The sequence below is a fragment of the Micromonospora foliorum genome, from assembly GCF_022229015.1.
In the GTDB taxonomy this organism is placed as follows: domain Bacteria; phylum Actinomycetota; class Actinomycetes; order Mycobacteriales; family Micromonosporaceae; genus Micromonospora; species Micromonospora foliorum.
Genome location: NZ_JAKKFF010000075.1, coordinates 76,647 through 98,991, shown reverse-complemented (window position 1 = coordinate 98,991; position 22,345 = coordinate 76,647). Strand labels below are relative to the sequence as shown.

26 protein-coding genes are annotated in these 22,345 nt (G+C 70.8%); 13 read left to right on the top strand and 13 right to left on the bottom strand.

Annotated features, from left to right (window positions below; translation table 11 throughout):
- Positions 1-94 precede the first annotated feature (94 nt).
- Together PSH25_RS07300 and PSH25_RS07295 are read left to right on the top strand one after the other, a co-directional pair.
- Complete coding sequence (locus PSH25_RS07300) at positions 95-496, top strand: DUF6069 family protein (protein ID WP_238658267.1); 402 nt, start codon at positions 95-97, stop codon at positions 494-496.
- Positions 493-948 (top strand): hypothetical protein, encoded by a 456-nt coding sequence (locus PSH25_RS07295; protein WP_238658266.1) that lies wholly within the window; start codon positions 493-495, stop codon positions 946-948. The genes PSH25_RS07300 and PSH25_RS07295 overlap by 4 nt, the downstream gene beginning before the upstream one ends.
- Positions 949-976: 28 nt before the next feature.
- Here the strand turns inward: PSH25_RS07295 and PSH25_RS07290 are convergent, their stop codons facing one another.
- Positions 977-1,819, bottom strand: a complete 843-nt coding sequence (locus PSH25_RS07290; RefSeq protein ID WP_238658265.1) for a LysR family transcriptional regulator — start codon at positions 1,817-1,819, stop codon at positions 977-979.
- Positions 1,820-1,891: 72 nt separating this feature from the next.
- Between PSH25_RS07290 and PSH25_RS07285 the strand changes: the two genes are divergently transcribed.
- Positions 1,892-3,142, top strand: coding sequence for an MFS transporter (locus PSH25_RS07285; RefSeq protein WP_238658264.1), 1,251 nt, complete (start codon positions 1,892-1,894; stop codon positions 3,140-3,142).
- On the opposite strand, the gene PSH25_RS07280 is transcribed toward PSH25_RS07285, so the two are convergent.
- Positions 3,069-3,539: a hypothetical protein gene (locus PSH25_RS07280; protein ID WP_238658263.1), complete on the bottom strand. Its 471-nt coding sequence runs from the start codon at positions 3,537-3,539 to the stop codon at positions 3,069-3,071. The two genes, PSH25_RS07285 and PSH25_RS07280, sit on opposite strands and share 74 nt — an antisense overlap.
- A complete protein-coding gene (locus PSH25_RS07275) occupies positions 3,536-4,213 on the bottom strand; it encodes a DJ-1/PfpI family protein (protein WP_238658262.1) in 678 nt (225 codons plus the stop codon). The genes PSH25_RS07280 and PSH25_RS07275 overlap by 4 nt, the downstream gene beginning before the upstream one ends.
- Before the next feature lie 121 nt (positions 4,214-4,334).
- On the opposite strand from PSH25_RS07275, the gene PSH25_RS07270 reads away from it, so the two are divergent.
- The gene (locus PSH25_RS07270; protein ID WP_238658261.1) at positions 4,335-5,294 is read left to right on the top strand and encodes a GlxA family transcriptional regulator; all 960 of its coding nucleotides are present in this window, start codon (positions 4,335-4,337) and stop codon (positions 5,292-5,294) included.
- On the opposite strand, the gene PSH25_RS07265 is transcribed toward PSH25_RS07270, so the two are convergent.
- The 4 genes from PSH25_RS07265 to PSH25_RS07250 all read right to left on the bottom strand — a co-directional run bounded on the left by PSH25_RS07265 (position 5,236) and on the right by PSH25_RS07250 (position 9,003).
- Entirely contained in the window at positions 5,236-6,486 is a 1,251-nt protein-coding gene (locus PSH25_RS07265) for an MFS transporter (RefSeq protein WP_238658260.1), read from the bottom strand. The genes PSH25_RS07270 and PSH25_RS07265 overlap by 59 nt on opposite strands.
- A gap of 127 nt (positions 6,487-6,613) precedes the next feature.
- Positions 6,614-7,483, bottom strand: a complete 870-nt coding sequence (locus PSH25_RS07260; protein ID WP_238658259.1) for a fructosamine kinase family protein — start codon at positions 7,481-7,483, stop codon at positions 6,614-6,616.
- Between the two features lie 57 nt (positions 7,484-7,540).
- Positions 7,541-8,395, bottom strand: a complete 855-nt coding sequence (locus tag PSH25_RS33910; RefSeq protein WP_238658258.1) for a DUF4253 domain-containing protein — start codon at positions 8,393-8,395, stop codon at positions 7,541-7,543.
- Positions 8,396-8,412: 17 nt separating this feature from the next.
- Positions 8,413-9,003 carry a DinB family protein gene (locus PSH25_RS07250; protein WP_238658257.1) on the bottom strand — a complete coding sequence of 197 codons (591 nt, stop codon included), beginning with the start codon at positions 9,001-9,003 and terminating at the stop codon, positions 8,413-8,415.
- 115 nt (positions 9,004-9,118) lie between these two features.
- Between PSH25_RS07250 and PSH25_RS07245 the strand changes: the two genes are divergently transcribed.
- Both PSH25_RS07245 and PSH25_RS07240 read left to right on the top strand, forming a co-directional pair.
- Positions 9,119-9,616, top strand: a complete 498-nt coding sequence (locus tag PSH25_RS07245; RefSeq protein ID WP_238658256.1) for a YcxB family protein — start codon at positions 9,119-9,121, stop codon at positions 9,614-9,616.
- Positions 9,617-9,748: 132 nt separating this feature from the next.
- The gene (locus PSH25_RS07240; RefSeq protein ID WP_238658255.1) at positions 9,749-10,123 is read left to right on the top strand and encodes a cupin domain-containing protein; all 375 of its coding nucleotides are present in this window, start codon (positions 9,749-9,751) and stop codon (positions 10,121-10,123) included.
- Positions 10,124-10,141: 18 nt separating this feature from the next.
- Here the strand turns inward: PSH25_RS07240 and PSH25_RS07235 are convergent, their stop codons facing one another.
- A complete protein-coding gene (locus PSH25_RS07235; RefSeq protein ID WP_238658254.1) occupies positions 10,142-10,897 on the bottom strand; it encodes an MBL fold metallo-hydrolase in 756 nt (251 codons plus the stop codon).
- Positions 10,894-11,550: a pyridoxamine 5'-phosphate oxidase family protein gene (locus PSH25_RS07230; protein ID WP_238658253.1), complete on the bottom strand. Its 657-nt coding sequence runs from the start codon at positions 11,548-11,550 to the stop codon at positions 10,894-10,896. The genes PSH25_RS07235 and PSH25_RS07230 overlap by 4 nt, the downstream gene beginning before the upstream one ends.
- 153 nt (positions 11,551-11,703) lie before the next feature.
- Between PSH25_RS07230 and PSH25_RS07225 the strand changes: the two genes are divergently transcribed.
- The 3 genes from PSH25_RS07225 to PSH25_RS07215 are packed head-to-tail and all read left to right on the top strand — an operon-like array spanning position 11,704 to position 13,037.
- Complete coding sequence (locus PSH25_RS07225; protein ID WP_238658252.1) at positions 11,704-12,231, top strand: CGNR zinc finger domain-containing protein; 528 nt, start codon at positions 11,704-11,706, stop codon at positions 12,229-12,231.
- A 52-nt stretch (positions 12,232-12,283) separates the two neighbouring features.
- Positions 12,284-12,700, top strand: a complete 417-nt coding sequence (locus PSH25_RS07220) for a VOC family protein (RefSeq protein WP_238658251.1) — start codon at positions 12,284-12,286, stop codon at positions 12,698-12,700.
- 19 nt (positions 12,701-12,719) lie between these two features.
- Complete coding sequence (locus PSH25_RS07215; protein WP_238658250.1) at positions 12,720-13,037, top strand: hypothetical protein; 318 nt, start codon at positions 12,720-12,722, stop codon at positions 13,035-13,037.
- 58 nt (positions 13,038-13,095) lie between these two features.
- On the opposite strand, the gene PSH25_RS07210 is transcribed toward PSH25_RS07215, so the two are convergent.
- Positions 13,096-14,550, bottom strand: coding sequence for an alkaline phosphatase PhoX (locus PSH25_RS07210; protein ID WP_238658249.1), 1,455 nt, complete (start codon positions 14,548-14,550; stop codon positions 13,096-13,098).
- 179 nt (positions 14,551-14,729) lie between these two features.
- On the opposite strand from PSH25_RS07210, the gene PSH25_RS07205 reads away from it, so the two are divergent.
- From PSH25_RS07205 to PSH25_RS07195, 3 genes are read left to right on the top strand one after another with little or no spacing between them, the layout of a single operon-like run.
- Positions 14,730-15,527: an ABC transporter ATP-binding protein gene (locus PSH25_RS07205; RefSeq protein WP_238658248.1), complete on the top strand. Its 798-nt coding sequence runs from the start codon at positions 14,730-14,732 to the stop codon at positions 15,525-15,527.
- Positions 15,524-16,285, top strand: a complete 762-nt coding sequence (locus PSH25_RS07200) for an ABC transporter permease (protein WP_238658247.1) — start codon at positions 15,524-15,526, stop codon at positions 16,283-16,285. The genes PSH25_RS07205 and PSH25_RS07200 overlap by 4 nt, the downstream gene beginning before the upstream one ends.
- 46 nt (positions 16,286-16,331) lie before the next feature.
- Positions 16,332-17,111: a MerR family transcriptional regulator gene (locus PSH25_RS07195; RefSeq protein ID WP_238658246.1), complete on the top strand. Its 780-nt coding sequence runs from the start codon at positions 16,332-16,334 to the stop codon at positions 17,109-17,111.
- 36 nt (positions 17,112-17,147) lie between these two features.
- On the opposite strand, the gene PSH25_RS07190 is transcribed toward PSH25_RS07195, so the two are convergent.
- Both PSH25_RS07190 and PSH25_RS07185 read right to left on the bottom strand, forming a co-directional pair.
- Positions 17,148-17,744: a VanZ family protein gene (locus PSH25_RS07190; protein ID WP_238658245.1), complete on the bottom strand. Its 597-nt coding sequence runs from the start codon at positions 17,742-17,744 to the stop codon at positions 17,148-17,150.
- Between the two features lie 164 nt (positions 17,745-17,908).
- Entirely contained in the window at positions 17,909-19,384 is a 1,476-nt protein-coding gene (locus tag PSH25_RS07185) for an arabinofuranosidase catalytic domain-containing protein (protein ID WP_238658244.1), read from the bottom strand.
- A 199-nt stretch (positions 19,385-19,583) separates the two neighbouring features.
- On the opposite strand from PSH25_RS07185, the gene PSH25_RS07180 reads away from it, so the two are divergent.
- Complete coding sequence (locus PSH25_RS07180; protein WP_238658243.1) at positions 19,584-20,597, top strand: LacI family DNA-binding transcriptional regulator; 1,014 nt, start codon at positions 19,584-19,586, stop codon at positions 20,595-20,597.
- Between the two features lie 10 nt (positions 20,598-20,607).
- Here the strand turns inward: PSH25_RS07180 and PSH25_RS07175 are convergent, their stop codons facing one another.
- A complete protein-coding gene (locus PSH25_RS07175; protein WP_238658242.1) occupies positions 20,608-22,320 on the bottom strand; it encodes an amylo-alpha-1,6-glucosidase in 1,713 nt (570 codons plus the stop codon).
- Positions 22,321-22,345: the final 25 nt, after the last annotated feature.

Genomic DNA, 22,345 nt, shown 5'->3' with positions numbered 1-22,345 from the left:
CCTCCTTTGGTAGTACGCCGAGCCGCCAGCGGACGTACCCGCCGCGGCGTCTGGACCGACGTGCCCGGCCCGGCCCGGTCCGCAGACTCAGGCCATGACGAACAACCTTCTCCTGCGCCGAGCAGCGGTGGCGGCCGGCGCGATCGTGGTGGCGGTGGCCGAGTTCGCGCTCCTGCACTCGGCGGCCGGCGTCGACCTGGCGGTCCGGTCCGGAAGCTCGACCCGGCAGATCACCGTGGCCGCGGTCGTCGTGGCCGCCGCGGTCGCGGCACTGGCCGGCTGGGCGCTGCTCGCGGCACTGGAACGCCGCACCAACCGCTCCCGCGTCTGGTGGACCTCGATCGCCGTCGCGGTCCTGTTGCTGTCGCTCGTGGTCGGGCCACCGGGTGGCGTCGGCGGGGGAGCGAAGGCGAGCCTCGCGCTGCTGCACCTGAGCGTCGGCGTTCTCCTCATCCTCGGCCTGCCCCGGCCGCGCCCACAAGGGGCGAACCGATGACCGCGCTGACCGTACGCAAGCAGGACGCGGCGTTCGTCCTCGACTGCGCGCCGAGCGCCTCGCTACGTACCGGCTGGACCTGGCGGTGCGGCGAGATCCGCACCGGCACCGGCCGCTGGACGGTCGAACCGACCGGCCGCCGGCGCATCGGGTTCACCGCGCGGGGCGAGCACGGCGTGCCGGTGCGACTCGACCCGGGCCGGTCGCACGTGCCGGGGCCCGGCGGAGTGGCCCACTGGGCGCCCGGTCGGTGCGGTGGTGAGCTGGTACGCGACGGGAACCGCCTCGCGGTGCGCCTGCCCGGCCGGCTGGGCGGGCCGATCCGCGTCGACGTCACCGGCGAGTGGGCCGAACTGGAGCTGGTGGTGCTCACCGCCTGTTTCGCGCTGATGAGTCGACGGCGGCGACGCACCCTGATCATGATGGCGGTCGTCAGCGCGGGCAGCGGGTGACCGCCGGCCCGACGGCGAGGGCGTGTGCTCAGACGATGCGACGGAGCGCCGTCTCCACGGCGTCGATCAGCGGGTCACCCTCGGTCCGTGGGTGCCGGGCGAGACCGAACTCGACGTCCGGCAGCACGGGCAGGGCACCCGTGTCGCGGCAGATCATGGCCGGTTCGAGGTTCGCGGGCATGAGCGCCGCGACGCCGAGCCCGGCCCGTACCGCGGCGAGCACCCCGACCAGGCTGTTGCTCTCGAAGGCCACCCGCCAACGCCGATCGGCCCGCTCCAGCGCGTCCAACACCGACGTACGCCAGGAGCACGGGTTGGAGAAGAGCACCACCGGCAGCGGATCGGCGGTCACGTCCACACCCTGCCCGGTCGCCCAGACCAGCGGGGCGCGCACCGTCCAACGCGGCGGCCCGGGAATGTCCGGCACCGCGTCGAGCACGAGTTGGACGCGGCCCGCGTCGTAGGCCTCCCGCATGGCGGCGTTGGAACAGCTGAGCACCTCCAGCGTCGCGCCGGGGTGCAGCCGGGCGAGGTCGGCGAGGGCCTGCGGAAGCTGGGCCGCGGCGAGGTCCTCGAGCAACCCGACACCACAGTGGCCGGTGAGCGCGCGTCCGGTTTCGGCGAGTGCCTGGGCGGAGAGCGCGAGGATGCGTTCGGCGTACGGCAGGAGTTCTTCGCCGGCCCGGGTGGGCGCGACCCCGGCCGACGAGCGGTGCAGCAGCGGACGGCCGACGACGCTCTCCAGTCTGCGTAACTGTTGGCTGAGGCCGGGCTGGGTCTGCCCGAGCGCGGTCGCGGCACGGCTGATGCTGCCCTCGTGTACGGCGGCGACGAACGACCGTAGCAGAACGGTTTCCAGGTCCCTGGCCATAAGCATTCATTATGTCGGCCTCAACAAGATGACGTCTTCTTATGGCGCGCGGGCGGAACTAGCGTCAAGCGGGTGACCAGCTACCCGCAGGTGCTCGCCGTGCCAGGGATGGCACCGCTGCTGGGCGTCTCGCTGCTCGCCCGCACCGCGATAACCGCCGACGTGATGGCGCTGACCCTCGTCGTCGTCCTGGGCCTGGAGCTGAGCTACGCGGCGGCGGGTGGGGTCGCGGCCGCCCTGACCGCCGGAGTGGCGCTGGGCGGCCCGCTGCTCGGTCGCATGATCGACTCGCGGGGCCTGCGCCGCGTCCTGCTGGTGACCGTCGCCGCGCAGGTCGTGTTCTGGCTGGGCGTGCCGATCCTGGCGTACGGCTTCCTGCTGGTCGCCAGCTTCGTGGCGGGCCTGCTGATGGTGCCGGCCCAGGCGGTGAGCAGACAGGCGATCGCCGCGATGACGACGGCGCAGCAGCGCCGGGCCGCGTTCGCGCTGGAATCGGTGCAGGGCGAACTGTCGTACATCGTGGGGCCGGCGGTGGTGATCCTCGGTGCCTCGACGGTGTCCCCCGACGTGGTGGCGTGGGGGGTCGGCGCCGCGATCCTGGCCGGCGGCGTCGGCATCGCCGTGCTCAACCCACCAATGCACGCCCAGGACGAGGCGGACGCCGCCACGGCGGAACGACCCCCACGCCGGCAGTGGCTGGACGCCAGGATGATCGCCGCGCTGACGATGGCGTTCGGGACGACGACGCTGCTCAGCGGCGTCGACCTCGCCATCGTCGCCACGCTGCGGGAGGCCGGTCAGGTGTCCTGGGCCGCCGTGGTCGTCGTGGTGTTCGGCGTGTCGTCCGTCATCGGCGGACTGGTCTACGGCGCGCTGACCCGGCCGCTGCCCACCTGGCTGCTGCTCGGCCTGCTCGGGCTCGTGACGATTCCCGCCGGGCTGGCCCACGACTGGCCCTGGCTCTGCGTGGCCGTCGTCGGGAGCGGGCTCCTCACCGCGCCGACCCTTGGCACGGTGGCCGACGCGGTGAGCCGACTGGCGCCACCCGGGGTGCGGGGCGAGGTGACGGGTCTGCAGTCTTCGGCGCAGAGCGCCGGTTTCGCCCTTGGAGCCCCGCTCGTCGGCGTGGCGATCGACCTCTCCGTGCCGGCGGGCGGTTTCGCGGCGGCCGGGCTTGCCGGCCTCGCCGCCGCGGGGACCGGATACCTGCTCTCCCGCCGCTCCAGGATCGGCGGAATCCGACGCGGGCTCAGCGACCAACTCCCGTGGTCGAGCCAGGCCGGTAGATCATCAGCACGACGACGATCGCCCACAGCAGGTTGAACACGCCCGTCACCATCCCGAGCCGGCGTGCGGTGCCGTCCGGCATGGACTCGCCCGTGTCGAGCGCACCGACGACGCGTTTCTGCCCAGGCAGAATGAGGGCGATCAGCATCGTGGCCGCCCCGGCCGTCAGGATCATCGAGACGATCAGCCACCGGTCGCCGAGCACGCCGATGCTCGCGGCCGTCGCGAGGCCGAACACCGGAACGAGCACGCCGATCACCGCGTAGACCCGGGTGATGCGGTGCAGGATGCGCACGGCGGCAACCCGTCCCGGCTCGTCGGGCGCGGCGAGGGCGAGACGCGCGAGGCGCGGGAACATGCTCGCGGCGATGGCGACCGGGCCGATGGTGAGGATGGCCGCGAGCACGTGGACCGACAGCAGGAACGCACTCACGCGCTGGTCCCCTCGCCGAGCACGCTCGTCCGCGGCAGCCGCCAGGTGGTGCCGCGTCGCTCGTACTCGAACAGCTCCTCCACGGCGAGCGCCGTCGACGAGCCGAAGTCACGTTCGAGCAGGTAGAGGGCTACGTCGAGACCCGACGTGACGCCGCCGCCGCTGACGAGGTCGCCGTCGTCGACCACCCGGGCGCGCACGGCCGTCACCCCCGTGGCGCCGAGCAGGCCGATGCCGAGCCGGTGCGTGGTCGCGGTGCGGCCCTCCAAGAGACCGGCCATCGCGAGGGCGAGTGATCCGCCGCAGAAGGCCGCCACGGTGATGTCCGGGTTGTCGAGCGCGCGACGGACGAGGGGCATCGCGGCGCTCGACGCGAAACGGCCCAGGAGTACGGGGATGGTCTCATCCCCGGCGTCCGGGTCTCCGTCGACGGGGCCGACCGCCCCCGGGACGACCACGTAACCGGGTACGTCCGGGTCGAGCCTGGCGGTTGCGGTGAGGCTGATCTGCGGGTTGCCGGAGCGCACAACGCGGGGACCGCTCGCGCTGACGAGCTGCACCGCGAGCGCGCCGCCGAGGAGTTGGCTCCCGGCGGTCAGCACCTCGAACGGGGCGACGACGTCGAGGGGGTCGAACCCGTCGAAGAGGACGATCTGGGCGTGAAATCGAGGCATGGGTGATCTCTTCCGGTGGAGGTGTCCTCCATGTTCGCGCCCCACCAAGCGCGACGCCGATGGCAATCAAGACAGACTTCACCTGTATCTGGCCAGCGGTCGAGTGCCTTATTCTGCTGCGATGTACACGGTCATGGTGCTCGCGCTTCCGGATGCGATCGCGTTCGATATGGCCACCGCCATCGAGACCTTCGGGCGCGTACGCCTACCCGACGGCCGCCCGGGATACCGGCTCGTCGTCGCCGGCCACGAGCCGTCCGTCCAGGCCGGTCCGCTGCGCCTGGCCGTCGACGAGGAACTGGACGCCATCGAGCGGGCAGACCTCGTCGTGGTGCCGGGAAGGAACGACCCGTTGCAGCCCTCGCCGCCCGCCGTTCTCGCAGCCCTGCGGGCCGCAGCGGCGCGTGGGACGCGGGTCGCGTCGATCTGCGTCGGCGCGTTCACCCTGGCCGAGGCGGGCCTGCTCGATGACCGGGACGCGACGACACACTGGCTCGCCGCGGACGAGTTCGCCCGACGGCACCCCGCCGTTCGAATGAACCCCGACGTGCTCTACACCGACAACGGGAGCATCCTGACGTCCGCCGGAGCCGCCTCGGGTCTCGACCTGTGCCTGCACATCGTTCAGCGCGACTACGGGACGGCCGTCGCGGCGGACGCCGCCCGCCTCGCCGTCGCGCCGCTGCACCGCCCGGGCGGACAGGCGCAGTACATCGTCCGGAACCGCGCCACCTACCGGACGTCGACTCTGGAACGGGCGCTCTCCTGGATCGAGGCGAACGCGTACCGTGACCTCACCCTCGCCGACATCGCCGCCGCGGCCGGCATGAGCGTGCGGACGCTGACCCGTCGATTCAAGGACGAGACAGGGCAGAGCCCCATGCAGTGGGTGTCGGGGGTACGCATCCGTCATGCGCAGGACCTGCTGGAGACGACCGACCACACCGTCGACCGGATCGCCGCCCAGACCGGGTTCCCCACCACGAGCAACTTCCGATCCCAGTTCGGGCAACTCCTCGGCGTCACACCAGGCGCGTACCGGAAGGTTTTCCGTCCGCAGCCGGGTCCGGGCGGCGCGTAGCCGGGGGACGGGCGGCGGTCGGCTCCGGCCCGGCGACGCGGCCACGCCGGGCGTCCACGGCGAGCAGGGTGAGGGCGGCCAGTGTCAGCAGCCCGCCGGCGAGTGCCAGCGGGCGTGCCCCCGAGGTGGGCAGGAGGGCGCCGCCGAGCAGCGATCCGCCGGCGATGCCGGCGTTGAAGGCGGTGCTGACACCGGCCGACGCGATGTCGGTGCTGCCCGGGGCCAGTTGCAGCATCCGGTTCTGCACGGCCGAGCCGAACGCCGCGTACGCGAGGCCGATCCCGGCGAGGAGCGCGACCACACCCGGCTTGAGCGCGCCGAGCGCGGACAACCCCAGCAGCGAGGCCGTGCCGATGCCCAGCGGCGTCAGCAGTGAGGCGATCGGTCGGCTGTCCAGAGTCCGGGCCGCGACCAGGGTGCCGACGACCCCGGCCGCGCCGGCGACGAACAGCAGCGGCGCCAGGACCGCGTCGGCGAAGCCGCTGACGTCGAGCAGGAACGGTGTCACGTAGGTCTGCAGGGTCATGAAGCCGCCGATGCCGAGGGCGGTGGCGATCAGCAGGACGGCGAAGCGCCGCCCGTCCGGTGCGGTGCCCCGGGCGGCGCCACCGGCGGCCGGGGGATAGGACGGAAGAAGGACCAGCACCGCGGCGGCGATAGCCAGACCGACCCCGGCCAGCACCGCGAACGCCGCGCGCCAGCCGGCCTGCTGCCCGAGCCAGGTGCCGAGGGGTACGCCGAGCACCGGGGCGAGGGTCGCCCCGGTCGCGAAAAGCGCCACCGCCCGGCCGCGCACCGCGACCGGAAACGGCCCGATCACGGTCGCCGTGGCGATGGACCAGAACAACGCCTGGGCGAGGGCGGTCACCAGGCGGGAGCCGGCCAGCACGGCGTACGTCTGCGCGAGCGCGGCGGCGGCGTTCGCGGCGGCGAACAGGAGCATCGTGACGCCGAGCAGCTGCCGGCGGGGGATCCGCTGGGTCAGCCGGGTCAGCGGCACCGACGCCAGCACGACCACCACGGCGTACCCACTGACCAGCAGACCCACCTGGGAGCGGGACCGGTCGAGATCGGGTGCGATGCGGGTCAGCAGACCGACGGGCAGCAGCTCGGTCGTGATGAACGCGAACGCGGCGAGGGAGAGCGTGACGAGCACGGCCCTGGCCCTTCGCGGCGACACCTCCGGTGCCATGGCCCACCCCCGATCCAGGGGCCACCGTAATCGAGGGCCCGAGCCCCACTGCGCGCGCGGGCCCCGGCGGCCGTCGGCCGGATCGGCTGGCCGGGCCGGGTGCCGCCGTCGACGGCCGGGCCTCCGGTCAGGATCGTGTCCGGAACGGGGCAAGGACGGCGCGGATCTGGTCGGCCGCGCCCCAGTCGTCGTCGAACTGGGCCAGCACGGCGAGGTGTTGTCGCAGCTGGATGACCGGCATGCGGGCCTCCCAACCGCCGTCGAGCGAGGTCAGCTCCGCGTAGACCTCGAACATCCGTCGTGCCTCGGGCGGGGGCGAGGTGGACCACACGTGCGCGAGGTCGACCTCGGCCCACACGTACGACACGGCCGGGTCGATCAGCGCGGGCTCTCCGTCCGCGGTGGCCAGGATGTTCTGTGCCCACAGGTCGCCGTGCGTCAGACACGCCGGCCGCTCCGGCAGCAGGTCGGGCAGCCGGTCACAGAGCCGTTCCAGCGCCGCCCGGTCTCCGGCGTCGAGCGCCGCCTCGACGCGGGGCTCGTCGAGCCACCGCAGCAGCCGGTGCTGCGCGAAGAACGCGAAGCCGTCGTCGTTCCACGTGTTGACCTGGCGGCGACGGCCCAGCCAGTTGTCGTGGTGCCAGCCGAAGCGAGGGTGGGTCGTGCTCAGGTGCAGGCGGGCGAGCAGGTGCGCGAACTGCTCCCAGAAGGCCTCGCTCGGCGGCCGCTCGCGCAACACCGACAGCACCAGTAGGTCCCGGTCCGCCAGGATCACCTCGGGTGTCGCCACACCGCCGAGTTCGCGCAGGGCGGCCAACCCTTCGGCCTCGGCCACGAAGACGTCGTCGGCCGGCGGGTCGGCGAAGGCCTTGACGAACACCGGCGGAGCGTCCCGAAGGGTGGCGATGCCCGCGAGCGCCGCAAGCCCGCCTGTCACCGGCTGCACCGTGACGGCGTCAGACATACCGGCCAGGTGCAGTCGCTCCAGCAGGGTCATCCAGGACGCTCCTAGGAAGGGGTCACGCAGACCGCGAGACCGGAACAGACAGGTCGGTCAGGGCCGGTTGTGGACGAACCACGCGTCACCGGCCGGTAGGGCGACGGCGACCTCCCACCGGCTCAGTTCGAGGTTCGGAGCGAGCGCCTTGAGCTGACCGGCTGCCGCCCACGCCTCGTCACCCGGTGTCGGGCGACGACCCACCTGAAACTGGAGCATGGTGCCCCACGACGCGACCAGGCGGGCGTCCCACCGGTGCCGCCACTGCTCCAGCACCTCGCCGAGCCTCTGCTGATCCTCCAGGTCGAGCGCACCATAGAAGTCCACCCAGTACGCCGAGCCGCGGACGTCGCTGGTGGGCAGCAACATGAGCAGGACGCTGTCCGGCGCGTACCAGTAGTCGGTCTGCGTCACGAGTCGCACCTTGCCAAGCACCTGGGCGTGCAGGTCGGCGTCGGTGAGCAGCCGGTCGTACAGCATTCGCTCCAGCACCGGGAGCGGCGTCGGCAGCACCACGTCCGACGCCAGGGCGGTCAGGTCGACGCCGGTCGTGCCACGCGCGTAGAACTCGATCTCGTCCTCGTCTACCTGGTGGTCCTCGCTGTGGTGGCGGTAGGTGAGCCAGGGTTCGGACGACGCCGCCGCCTCGGCGAACGCGCGCAGCTCCGACTCCGACGGACCCTGCTCGGGCTCGGGCCGAATTGTCAGCGTGTCGTCGAAGTCGTCGGTGACCATGACGGGCCGACGCCCGGTGACCGGCACCAGCGCGTCGGCGGCCTGCCAGATCTCGTGCAGGCGGTCGGGGTCGACGTCGGCGACGAGGACGGTGCCCGATGGGCCGTGCCCGATCGGCAGGCCGGCCAGTGGCGTGCCCAGGAAGGTCGCTTCGACCTGGTCGAGGTCGTCTCGCACGGTGGCAGCCTTCCCGATCATCCGAACTGGTCGGCCAGCTTGGTCAGCTTGCCCACATACGCCGGCCAGTCGTAGTCGTCGGGGAGGTTGGTGTTGTCCCGCCGGAGGCCGACCGCCCCGTCGTGCTGTTCGCGCATGATGTCGGCGTGCCCGGCGTGCCGGGCGATGTCGCAGGTCACGTGGATGATGATCCGCTGTAGCGTCACATCCCGCCGACCTGGCCGCCACCACGGCACCTGCCCCGGCGCGTCGAGCGGTAGCTGCTCGATCGTCTGGTCGGCGAACGCGCCGACCCGGCGATACAGGTCGATCAGCCCGTCCTTCGACTCGTCCTCCCGGGCGTACCAGTCTGCGTGCGGGTCCTCGTCGAACGCCGCCATCGGGACCAGCTCGTCCGGCGTCGGGAATTCACGGCCGAAGGTGGGCCCGAAGTAGCCGGCCTCGATGTTGAGGCAGTGCTTGAGCACGCCCAGCAGGTTGTTGCCTGTCGCCGTGCGGGGCAGCCTGGCCTCGCGCTCGCTGAGCCCGTCGAGCTTCCAGATGAGGTCTTCGCGGTTCTCCCGGAGGTAGTCGTGCAGCGCGGCCTTCGCGTCGTTCAGATCAGCCATGCCCGCCAGCCTTCACCAACCGCCGGGCCGTCGCTGCCCCGGGGCGCCCCGGTGGCCGGCCGTGCGGGCGGGGCAAGGCGCCTTCAGGGGCGGGCGGAGGCACTATCGTTCTGGCGTGCACATCCGATTCGACGTCCCCGCCGATCCCGCCTACCCGGGTCGGGTGGCCGCTGCCCTCGGCAACGTCCGGTTGCGCAGATTCGGCTATATCGGAGCGGTGCTGACGGTGGCCGGGGTCATCGGTCTCGTCGTCTCGCGCGGGTTCGGGTGGGGCGAGCGGAGTACGCCGCTCTGGACAACGCTGGTCGTGGCCGGCGTGCTGTCGATGCTGTACCGACCGTGGGTGCTGGCGCGCGCCCGACGCCGCTCCGGTAGCTACGCCGTCGAGGGCGCCTACGACATCACCGATGACAACATCATGATGCGCAGCGGCTCGGAGTCCGGCGGCATCGCCTGGGACGGGGTCACCCAGGTGCGGGAGGTCGGAGATTTCTGGGTCGTGTACGTCGGCCGGATGCCGGCCACCGTGATCCCGCGCTGGTTGATGTCCGCCGAGGATGCCGAGACGTTGCGTGCCCACCTGACCGAACGAGGGCTGCTGCGCCGTCGGTGACCTCAGCTGCCGAGGCCGCTGGGGGATCGGACTACCGCATCCGCGCCCCGGATCGCCTGCTTCTCCCTATTCTCGACGGGTATGCACCAATCCGAGTAGTGGCCGTCGGCCGGCGGCTCACAGGAGGCCGTCATGAGCACCACGGATCGACCCGAGGGGATCAGCCCGACAGCGGTGGAGTCAGCACCAGGGTTATGGCGGATCGATCTGCAACGGCACGACCTCAGCATCCCCGGGCGGGAGGTCATTCAGACTCGGGTGGAGTTCACACCGGATTCGCCACCGTTCAAGCATTTCCACCCCGGCGAGGAAATCATCTGCGTACTGCAGGGGACGCTGGAATACCGGCTTGAGGGGCAGCCGCCCATGGTGTGCAATCCCGGCGACGCGTTGACGGTTCCCTACGGCGTGCATCACCAGGCGCGCAACGTTGGCGACAGTATCGCGGTCGAGTTGGCCACGTACGTCGTCGAGAAGGGGAAACCACTTCTCACCAAGGTGGAGTGAGATCTCCCCGGGCCGCGGTCAGACGGTCGCCGAGTGGCCGGGTCGCAGGTCGACGAGCACGTCGGTCAGGCCCGCGGACTCGAACGCGCGCACGACATCGTCGGCACCCTGGGTGTAGTGCGCCCAGCCGTCCTGGTGAACCGGGATTACCGCCCGGACGCCGAGCAGGGTCGCCGCTCGGGCCGCCAGTTCCGCGGTCAGGGTGAGGAACGCCTCGCCGCGTACCGCGATCCTGGCCGCGCCGAGGTTGAGGATCGCGATCTCTGTCGCCGGAAACTGCTCCGCGACGACCGCCACCACATCCAGCGAGGCGTTGTCGCCGCTGACGTAGACGGTCGGCCAGCCGGCCGCCTCCAGCACGAACCCGATCACCGGGCCGTTGACCACGCCGATCTCCGGCGAACCGTGCAGCGCCGGAACCGCCGTGACGCGTACGTCGCCGACCTCGGCGTACTGGAAGGGCCGCAGGCCGGTCGCCCCAGGCCCGAGATTCGGTGCCCCCGCCGTGGTGGTGAACACCCGGCGGGCCTGGCGCGCGTACTCCCGCCCGGAGATGTCGAGGTTGTCGATGTGGTGTTCGTGCGACACGAGCACCACGTCGACCGGGTCGAGGTCCGTGGGCGCGGCGCTCGGGCCGGTGAACTTGGTGGCGGTGACCGGCCCGGCCTGGTACGTCCGCGGGTCGTCGAACGTCGGGTCCACCACGAGGCGTTGGCCCGCGTAGTCGAGGACGGCCGTGGGACCGCCAACGGAGCGTACGGTCAGCTTGTTCATGGTGTTCTCCCTGGTTGTTGGTTCGCCTGCTCGCGGAGGGCCTGGTTCTCGGCGCGCAGGCGGGCGAGTTCGTCCCGTACCGGCGCGAGCGCGTCCGAGAGTTCCGCCTCGCTGAAGCGGGGCGTGATGTGTTGGGGGCAGTTCCAGTCGTAGCCCTGCACCTTGACGGTGATCAACCGTTCCACCCGGCCCGACGGCCCGGGCGCGCCCAGCCTTTCCAACAGTTCCTCGAACCCGGGGTCCCGCACGTCGGTGACGTGTGCCGTGCCGATGATCTTGAGGCGGCGTTGGTGGGCGTAGTCCATGAGCAGCAACGACACCCGGGGTGAGCTGGCGAGGTTGCCGACCGACAGGTACTGCCGATTGCCGCGCAGGTCGGCCCAGCCGAGGACGCTGTGCCCGTCGACGGGGTCGAGGACGTGCAGGAAGCCGGGTGGGCCGCCGCGGTGCTGCAGGTACGGCCAGCCGTTCTCGCCGACGGTGGCGAGGTAGAAGCTGTCGCGTTCGGTGATGAAATCGGCCTCATCGTCACTCAATGTCGCGTCGGTGTCCCAGCCAGCGGTCATCCGCTGGATGGCGGGCCGGCTGCCGTAGCGCTGTTGCGCGGCGACCACCGACGCGGTGGTCAGTTCCTGCAGGTAGCGGTGTGGCATGACGGGCACCTTCCAGGGGTCGGTCCGGCCGGGGAGGGTCGGCGCTCCGGCAGGCGAACGAGCCTACCTAACCACCGTGATGACGTTTGCCGGTAAGAAGCTACGCCGTAGTGCCTAACCTGTCAAACGGCTGACGGTGGTAAGGTTGGTGTCATGACACGTCGGCCACTGGTGGGCGAACCCCTCGCGCTGGACCTGGTCAACACCCAGTGGGTCGAGCGGGGCCGCATGGTCGACCTGTTCGACGAGCCGGACGGGCTGCGGGAATGGCTCGCCGAGCACCGGCTGGAGGGTGACCCGGCGGCGGTGGAGACCCCGTTGCGGCAGACGCGTTCGGCCCTGCGCCGCGTCCTCGAACAGCCCGACGCGGATTCCGAACGGGCGGTCAACGCGATCCTCGCCCACGGTGCCTCGCGCTACACGCTCCACCGGGCGGCCGTGCACGAGCAGCAGGACGTCGACCCCGACTGGCTGCCCTCCTGGCGAGCGGCCATCAACTACCTGGATCTGCTGCGTCAGCAACCCAACCGCATTCGACGCTGCGGTAACCCCGCCTGCGTCCTGCACTTCTACGACACGTCGCGCAACGGCACCCGACGCTGGTGCTCCATGGACGGATGCGGCGCCCGTGCCAAGGCCGCCCGCCACTATCAACGCCAGCGCATCACACCCGCCTCATAGAGCGCGGGGGTACGGGGGACAGCGGCGGCGGCCCGGCCCATAAGGTGAACGGATGTCGGTCAAGCAGTTCCAAGTGACCTTCGACTGCGCCGAGCCTGTGCGCGTCGGTCGTTTTTGGTGCGAGGTGTTGGGGTACGTCCCCCCGCCGCCCCCGGAGGGGTTCGCCACCTGGGACGATGTCGATCGCGAGCACGGCTCGTGGTTCGCGTGCAGTGACCCCTCGGGGGTTGGTCCGCGACTGTTCTTCCAGCGGGTGCCCGAGGGCAAGGTCGTGAAGAACCGGGTGCACCTCGACGTGCGGGTCGGCACCGGGCTGGTGGGCGAAGAGCGCCTGGCCGCCCTTGAGGCCGAATGCGCGCGACTGGTCCCGCTCGGCGCGGTACGCGGGCAGCTGTTGCTCGCCGACGGCGAGAACGAGTCGTGCCTCAACATGCAGGACGTCGAGGGCAACGAGTTCTGTCTCGACTAGGTGGCCGGGCGCCGGCCGGGTGGCGCTAGCCTCGGCCCTCGACCTGCTGCGGCACGAGAAGGAGATCGCCGCGCACCAGTCGTTCAACTACGCGTTGCTGGACGAGGGGGAGACGGCGATCCTCGGCTGCGTCTACATCGACCCACCGGAGCGCACCGGCTCCGACGGCGAGGTCTCCTGGTGGGTGGTGGACGACCTGGTGGGCAGCGAGCTGGAGGCTGCCGTCGACACGCTGGTGCCGCAGTGGATCGCCGCGGACTGGCCGTTCCACCAGCCCCGCTACCTGGGCCGCGACATCGCCTGGCAGGACTGGCTGTCGTTGCAGCGCGTCTCCTGAGCGCGGCGAGCGTGGTGGGGGCCAGACGAGGTCGCCTGGCCCCCACGGTCGGGCTCGGTCAGCCCAGGTACTTCTCCCACGGACCGGTGATGGCCAGGGTGAGGCCCGGGTCCTGCATGTTGACGAAGAGCACCTTGCCGTCCGCGCTGAACGTCGGCCCGCAGAACTCCGAGTCGTTGAGCTGGTTGCGGGCGATCGCGTACGTGGGCCCACCCGGGATCGTGCTGAGCACGTGCGAGGCGCCCGCGCCGTCCTCGGCGAGCACGAGGCTTCCCCACGGGGTGACGGTCACGTTGTCCGGGCCGTCGAAGGTGATATCGGTGTACTTGACCGGCGCACCCTCCTCGGAGGCGGTCTGGTGCGGGAAGTACGTCACCAGCTGGATGGTCTGGTTCTTGTAGTTGTAGAACCAGACCATCCCGTCGTGCGGCGCGGCGTCCGCCGGGAGGTCACCCTCGTCCCAGGCGTAGGAGTTGACCACGTACACGCCCTCGTCGGTGGCCCACACGCCCTCGAACTTGCGTCCGCGGGTGACCTCGCCGTCGGCAAACTGCTCGCGCACCGACGTGGTGCGCGCGTCGCGGTCCGGCACCTCGATCCAGCGGACCGGGAAGGGGCGGCCCAGCTGGGCGGAGGTCAGGTAGGCGACGTCCGGCAGCACCGAACCGTCATCCATGATGATCTGCATCGCGGCGAGGACACCGGCGTTCGGTGCGAGGCGGGTGAGCACGCCCGGGCCCAGCTTGACGCCGTGCGGCGCCGTCCAGCGGTAGAAGAGGCCGTTGGGCTCGTCGGCGTCCTCGGAGAGGTAGATCCGGGTGCGGTCCTTGTCGACGGCCAGCGCCTCGTGCGAGTAGCGGCCCAGGCACTTGATCGGCTTCGGGTCGGCGCTGCCGTCGGCCCACACCTCGAAGACGTAGCCGTGATCCTTCTGGTAGACGCCGGACCGGCTGCCCTCTTCCCACGTGTCGCCGGCCCGGTCCTCGGTCTCCTCGCAGGTGAGCCAGGTGCCCCAGGGGGTCGGCCCGCCGGCGCAGTTGGAGATGGTGCCCGAGAGCGCCACGAACTCACCCAGGTTGCGGCCGGCGAGGTCGGTCTTGATCACGGTGCAGCCGCCGGCGTCGACGGCGCCCGCGTCGTAGACCGTTCCCTTGACGTGCGGCACGCCGAACTCGGCGCCCGGGTCGATCTCGTGGTTCTGGATCAGGGTGTACCGGCCGTGGCCGGCGTCGTAGACGGCCATGCCGTCGTGGTCCGACGGGGTCATGCCCTGGCCGCGGTCGAGCCGGGTGACGCCGGTCCGGGTGACCACGGTGTAGCTGAAGCCCTTGGGCAGCGCCAGGACTCCCTTGGGGTCGTCCACCAGCGGTGGGAAGGGCACGTTGCCGGGCTTCACCGGCGGGTGCGGCCGGGCCGGGCTGGCCTGGGCCAGCGACGGCAGGCCGCCCGCGACGGCGAGGCCGACGCCGGCGGCGGCGCCGCTGGCGAGGAAGGTACGACGAGAGGAAGGCACGTGGATCAGCTCCTGGTCAGGACAAGTGCGACGACTGGCAGCCAACTCCTGCGGACGGACAGCGACACGTCAACCGAGGAATCGGGCGGTGACATCGGAGTTAAGAATCAGGGTCGCGTACGCGTCGCGGGGTCGGCCAACTTGACCTTGACGCTGCGTCAACCCCCCATGCTGACGCCATGAGCATCCCACCGCCAACAGCTCAGGCCGAGCAGCCCGCGATCCACGTGCACGGCCTGGAGAAGTCGTTCAAGCAGGTGAAGGTGCTGCGCGGCGTCGACATCGACGTGGCGCGGGGCAGCATCTTCGCCCTGCTCGGCTCGAACGGGGCCGGCAAGACCACCGTGGTGAAGATTCTGGCCACGCTCCTCAGGGCCGACGGTGGGACGGCCCGGGTCGCCGGCTTCGACGTGGCGACCCAGGCCGCCGACGTACGTCAGTCGATCAGTCTCACCGGGCAGTTCGCGGCGGTCGACGAGATCCTCACGGGGCGGGAGAACCTGGTCCTGGTTGCCCGGCTGCGGCACCTCAAGGAGCCCGGTGCGATCGCGGACGACCTGCTGAGGCGCTTCTCGCTGACCGAGGCGGGCGCCCGGAGGGTGCGGACGTACTCCGGTGGCATGCGTCGCCGTCTGGACATCGCGATGAGCCTGATCGGGAACCCGCCGGTCATCTTCCTCGACGAGCCGACGACCGGGCTGGACCCGGAGGCACGCATCGAGGTGTGGCAGGCGGTCAAGGAACTCGCCCGGGGCGGCACCACAGTGCTGCTCACCACCCAGTACCTCGACGAGGCGGAACAGCTCGCCGACCGGATCGCGATCCTCCACGAGGGACGGATCGTCGTGAACGGCACGCTGGGCGAGCTCAAGCAGCTCCTGCCACCCGCCGAGGTCGAGTACGTCGAGAAGCAGCCGACCCTCGAGGACGTCTTCCTCACCCTCGTCGGCGCCAAGGCGGAGAAGGAACAACGATGAACAGGCACTTCCTCGGTGACACCACAATCCTGCTGGGACGCTCACTGCGCCACATCGCCCGCAGCCCGGACACCATCATCACGACCGCCGTCATGCCGATCGCCTTCATGCTGCTGTTCGTCTACGTCTTCGGCGGCGCGATCGAGACCGGTTCCGACTCGTACGTGAACTATCTGCTCCCCGGCATCCTGCTCATCACGATCGCCTCGGGCATCTCGTACACCGCCTTCCGGCTCTTCCTGGACATGCAGGGCGGCATCTTCGAACGGTTCCAGTCCATGCCGATCGCACGGTCCTCGGTGCTGTGGGCGCACGTGCTGACCTCACTTGTCGCCAACCTGGTCTCGCTCGTGGTCATCGTCCTCGTCGCCCTGCTCATGGGCTTCCGCACGGGCGCGGGCGTGCTGGGCTGGCTCGCCGTCACCGGCATCCTGCTCCTGTTCACCCTCGCGCTGACCTGGATCGCCGTGATCCCCGGCCTCACCGCGAAGTCCGTGGACGGCGCGAGCGCGTTCTCGTACCCGCTGGTCTTCCTGCCCTTCGTCAGCTCGGCCTTCGTGCCCACCGCGTCGATGCCCGGCCCGGTGCGCGCCTTCGCCGAGCACCAGCCGGTGACCGCCATCGTCAACGCGATCCGCGACCTCTTCGCGCAGAAACCGGTCGGGGCGGACATCTGGACCGCCCTCGCCTGGTGCGTCGGGATCCTCGTTCTCGCCTACCTGTTCGCCAACCTGACCTACCGCCGCAAGATCTCCTGAGCTGGATTCGGGTGGGGCCGAGCGACTCGGGGGGCAGGATCAGGGCATGCTGACGATCAGTCAACTGGCGGCGTATGCCGGGGTCACGGTGCGGGCGGTTCGGCACTACCACCAGATCGGCCTGCTGCCGGAGCCCGAGCGGGACACCTCGGGCTACCGGCGGTACAACGCAGGGGCGGTCGTGTCCCTCATCAGGGTCCGGATTCTCGCCAACGCTGGCGTGCCGCTCTCCCAGATCCGTCAGCTGCTGGAGGCCGACGCGTCGACCTTCGCCACTGCGGTCGAGGAGATCGACAGGCAACTGGGCGACGAGATCGCACGACTGGAGGCCAGCCGGAAGCAGATCGCGCAACTCGCCGCCGGGGATCGTCTGGCGCTTGCACCAGAGGTGATCACCTACCTCGACCGGCTCCGGGACATCGGCGTCTCCGAGCGGGTGGTGGCGGGTGAGCGGGACAGCTGGATCCTGATGTCGGCTCGCTGGCCCGATCGCGTCCGCGAATGGATGCCCAGCAAGACCGCGCAGCTCGACGACCCGCAGCTCGTTCGGCTCTATCGGATCCTGTCGGAGGTCTTTGAAAGCGACACCGGCGACGACGCGCGTCTGGTGGAGGCCGCCGACATCCTGGCCAGCCTCGCCGAGCAGGCATACCGTTCTGGCGAGATCGACCTCGGTGAGGTGGCGCAGGACGATTTGCCGTTCGATCTTCTGGACGCGCTGGCCGTCGAGGCGGACCCCCGGGTGGAGCGACTGCTGGAATTGATGCGCGAGCGCGGCTGGGATGGTCTGGCCCGGCTGGAGCGGCTGGCAGAGCCGCCCACTTGATCGACTGTCAGCTCTGTTGGTGCTTGACCGCGGCGTTCAGCGTCCCGCTGCCGGGGCCGGTTCTGGTCGGCGCTGCGTGGACGTATCGGGTGTGGCGCGCCACCAGCGGCGCGCCACCAGCGCCGACAGCCCGGCGCCCGCGGCGTTGAGCAGGACGTCGTCCACCGACGACACCCGGTCCAGCCGCAGGACGTACTGGGCGGTCTCGACCAGGACCGAGCAGCCCGCCGCGAGGGCCAGGACCCGCGGCACCGACGCCAGCGCCGGGAACCGCAGCGGCGCGAAGAACCCCAGGGCCGCGAAGACCAACAGGTTGCCGACCACCTGGACCGTCGCGGTCAGCGGCCCCCCGTCGGAGACGATCGTGAGCAGGTCGCGCAGCGGCACCAGGGCCACCCGACCGGGAACGACGCCGGCCTGGTCACCCGGCAACATGATCATCCATACCCAGGGGACCGTGCCGTAGACGATGCCGACGTCGGCCAGCGACGTCCGCCACGCCGAGCCGGTGCCGGCGGCACGTCTACGGCGTGCCAGCACCCACACCGCCAGTGCGGCCAACGGCAGGACGACCATCGTGATGAGGACGACGCCGTTGAACGTACCGAGCCAACCGTGCCAACCCCTGACCATGCGACCCCCGCTGTTCGCCCGGTCCCGAAACCTACCCGGCGCTCCTCGGCAGATCGACAGGGCGGGTCAGCCGAGCGCAGGGTGCGGGCCGCCAGGTAACTCAAGGTCGTGCCGCCCCCGGCGGCGCTGCGGGGGGCGGCACGGGTGATCAATCGTGCGGTGGGTCAGCTACGGGTGGACCACTGCTGGTTGGTGCCGCCGTTGCAGGCCCAGAGGATGAGTTTGGTGCCGTTGGCGGTGGCGGCACCGTTGGCGTCGAGGCAGAGCCCGGACTGGACGCCGGTGACGGTGCCGTTGGAGTTGAGGTTCCACTGTTGGTTGGTGCCGCCGTGGCAGTCCCAGATGATGGCCTGGGTGCCGTTGGCGGTGCCCTGGCCGCTGGCGTCGAGGCACTTGTTGCCGTACACCTGGAGTTGCTTGCCGGCCGTGTAGGTCCACCGCTGCGCGGTGTTGCCGGTGCAGTCCCAGAGTTGGACCTGGGTGCCGTTGGTGGTGCTGCCGTTCGGTACGTCGATGCAACGGCTGGACTGGCCGCCCACGACCTGGACGTTCTGTTGCGGGTTGCCGCCGCCGGCCGGCGCGTAGGCGGCGGCGTTGATGTTGGCCTGGACGGCGTTCTCGGTGGCCGCCGTCGGGTAGCCGGAGGTCAACACACCCTCGAAGAAGGTGCCGCGGCCGGTGATGCTGTTGTCACCGCCGATGCCGAGCAGGATCGCGCCTTCCTTCTTCATCGGGTGGTAGCCGTTGGGGCGTGGCCCGTCGAAGTAGGTCGTCAGGCTGCCCGACTGGGCGTTGCCGCCCCGGATCGCCCAGTGGTTCGGCTCGCCCTTGACCATGGCGGTGACGAAGCGGTGGTTGATCGACGCGATGTTGTTGTAGCCCGCGTTGACTCCGGAGAAGAGCCCCCACTCCAGGTCGGCCATGATCCAGGGGCCGGCTCCCGCCCCGTAGCCCCACTGCTTGTTGGCGCCGAAGTAGACGGTCTCCATGATGGCGCGTTCGTCGGCGAGGTTGTTGGTCTGCGCGTTGCCGTAGTCGAAGCAGCACCACTGGTTGTAGTGCGTGCCGTCGACAACCGCGTAGATGCCCTCGGGCTGGTCGCCGGTCGCGACACCGTTGGTGTTGTTGTTGCGGTACCCGGTGCCGGGGGCGATGTAGACGCCGTACGCCTTCTGCCCGCCGACGGTGACCGGTGCCGCCTTCGCGTCGGCGAGGTTGTCCCAACCGCCCGGGGCGGGGCCGACGAAGTAGCCGGGGGGCGCCTGGGTGAGACGGTTGTTGCGGCCGGACTGGTCGTAGATGATCGTGATGACGCAGTTGGTGTTGACGCAGAACGTGTCCTGGGTGGCGGCGTTGGCGTAGCCGCCCTCACTGAGCACACCGACGTCGCGGGTGGTGTTGTCCGACGATCGTCGGACCTGGTAGAGCGGGCCGTTGTACGCGCCGTACAGCGCGCGGGTGGTGCTGTGCGCGGCCACGCACGGCGTGCCGCCGGAGGCGTAGATGTCACACGGACCCGTGCCGGCGGCGTGGGCGACGCCCGGCGCGTCCGAGACCACGTAGACGCCAGCGCCGACGACGAGGACCAACAGGGTCCCGGCGGCGGCCAGCAGGCGACCCAGCTTTCTCCTCACATTCATCGGATCCTTTCCCGTGCGTGGTGGGGGTGGGGCGTGAATTTGACGTCACACGTCATACCTGTGACATTAATGGGCGTCCATCTATTGGCGCTAGTTCGCAGGCGCTGCTCATCGATCGACGAGCCCGGGGACGGATATGCTGGTCAGCGGAGCAAGGTGCGTCCCCGTGTCGGGGCAGAAATCGATTCGAGGGCGATTGATGAACATCGGGGAGATCGCTCGCCGGGCGGGGGTGTCCCGCAGCACCGTCTCCTACGTGCTCAGCGGGAAACGCAGCGTCTCCGAGGCGACCCGGCAACGGATCCAGTCGGTCATCGACGAATTGGACTACCGGCCGAACGCCAGCGCCCGGGCTCTCAAGGAGGGGCGCACCCGCACCCTCGGGCTGGTCATCCCGCCGGCGAGCCAGCGGTTGACCGACATGCAACTGGGCTTCGTCGCCAGCGTCGTCGAGGCCGCCGCCCGCCATGACCTCGACGTGCTGCTGTCCCCCTCCGGCGGCGACCATGACCGGTCGTTCGAGCGGATCGTCACCGGGCGTCGGGTGGACGGCGTGGTCCTCATGGAGATCCGGTTGGCGGACGACCGGGTGACCCGGCTGACCAAGGCCGGGCTGCCGTTCGTCACCATCGGCCGGACCGCCGAGCCACACGGGATGAGCTGGATCGACATCGACTACGCCGGGCTGATCGCCCGGTGCGTGCAGCACCTGGCCGACCTGGGGCACCGGCACGTGGCGCTCGTGAACCGGTCCGCCGAGTTGGTGGCCGCCGGGTACGGCCCCAGCCATCGCGCGCTGACCGGGTTTCGTGCGGCGGCGGTGGAGCGGGGGTTGACCGGCGTGGAGGTCTGCAGCGGCGACGACACCGCCTCCGGCGAGGCATGTATGGAGCAGCTGCTCGCGACGCACCCGGAGGTCACCGCGGTGGCCACCATCAACGAGGCCGCACTGCCCGGGATGCAGCGCGCGTTGACCGGCGCCGGGTTGTCCGTGCCACGCGACTTCTCCGTCACCGGAGTCGCCGCGCAGCACTGGGCGGAGGATTTCCGCCCGCCGCTGACCGCCGCCGACGTGCCGATGGTCGAGATGGGCGCCGAGGCGGTGTCGCTGCTGTTGGAGATCATCGCGGCTCCCGGCGCCGTGCCACGACACCGCCTCTACAGTCCGCCCATCTCGTTGCGTTCCAGCACCGGCCCGGTTCGGGCCCGCTGATCCGAGCCGGCTATTCGCCCCTGACCCGCCGTTCCTCCGCAGCAGCGGCGAGGATGAGATAGCTGCTGGCGGTCCAGGTGTACGCGCGGTCCCGCAGCCCGGTGCCGGTCTCGGCGTCGAAGTTCTCCGCGAAGCCGGACTTCTCGCACAGCGCGAGGAACCGCCGACTGATGTCGTCGGCGATCCGGGTCTGCCCGGCCCGGCGCAGGCCGTCCTCGACCAGGACTGTGGACGGCGCCCAGATGGGGCCACGCCAGTAGCCGTCGGCGAGGTAGTGGGCCGAGTCCGTCGGCTCGGTGGCCAGCCCGTGCGTGGTCAGGTGGGTTTCCACGCCTCGTGCCAGCGCGGCGGCGACCGGGGCCGGCAGGTCGGCCCCGAGTGCGACGGGCATCAGGTCGAGCAGGCTGCGGCTCCGTCGCCGGTGCCCGGTGTGCGGGTCCCGGGCGCAGAAGCGCTCGCCGTCCCACAGGTCGCGCAGCATGGCCTCGTGGATCCGGTCGGCCTCCCGGGACCAGCGGGCCGCGGGCTCACCCAGCTCGGTGGCGAGGTCGGCGAGGCAGCGAAGCTGCGAGACCAGGAACGCGGCGAGGTCGGCCGTCTCGACGACCCGGCTGTCGTCGAAGGTGGTGGCGTTGTCCCAGCCGCTGTCGTTGCCGTGCTGGTAGTGCGGCAGGTCGTGGCCGGGGGCGCGCCGCGCGTCGAGCCAGAATTCGGACCAGCGGGCAAGCCGGTCGTACGTCTGCGCCAGCGCCGCCCGGTCCGGCGGGTGGGGCAGGCGTCGGCGCAGGTGACGGAGCGCCCAGCCGTGGATGGGTGGCTTGACGTAGTTGTGCAGGACCTCGGAGTGGGTGACCGAGTCGGGGAGCGCGCCGGCCTCGTCCTGGTGGTCGAAGGGCAGGTGGAACTGGTGCCAGGCCAGCTCCGGCTCGCCGGCCGCCAGGGCGATGGCGTTGAAGCAGTGGTCCCAGCTCCACACCTTGTCCATCCAGTGCTTGGACATCAGGACGGCCGGCCGGGTCACGAAGCCCGCCGGGGCGACGGTGGCCGACCACAGGACGTACGCGGCCAGCTCGGCGGCCGGCGTCTCCGGACCACGCCAGGGCGCGATCGCGTCGACGAACGCGGTGAAATCCGCGAGCCGGTCGCGGCACAACTGCTCGAAGGTGGCGGATCGGGCGTACGGGCGGCGCGCCGTGGCGTACTCCTCGATGGCGATCTCCCAGGGCTGGTCGCCGGGAAGGTCCAGGGACCGGTCGGCGGTGCCGAGTGCCTGCGCGCCGTCGGTCCGCAGCAGAGCGCCGGAGAGCACCGTGATCCGGTAGCGGCGACCGGTCTCGTACGAGGTGAACACGTGTGATCCGTCGACCGGGTCGGCGTACAGGTAGGTGCCGCTGAACGGGGTGAGGGTGTGCGCGGCGGCGGCCACCCGTAGGCCGAGCCGGTGGCCCCGGATCCGCAGGGTGTCCGGCCCGTCGTAGACGGCCTCGATCCGGTCGGCTCCGTTGTGCCAGGTCAACAGCGCGGGGGTGGCGACGACGGTGGAGCCGGCGACCGTGGGGGTGAGCCGCAGTACGGGGTGCAGCCCGGTCTGGTGGGAGACCAGGTGCAGGTCGTCGGCGTACGTCTTCTCGGCTACCACCGGGGAGATGTTGAACCAGGATCCGCGGTAGCTGAACGGGATGTCCTGGATGGGGAACTCCGGACCGGACGGGGCGACGGTCATGGGTGGCGGGTGCCTTTCTGTGGTG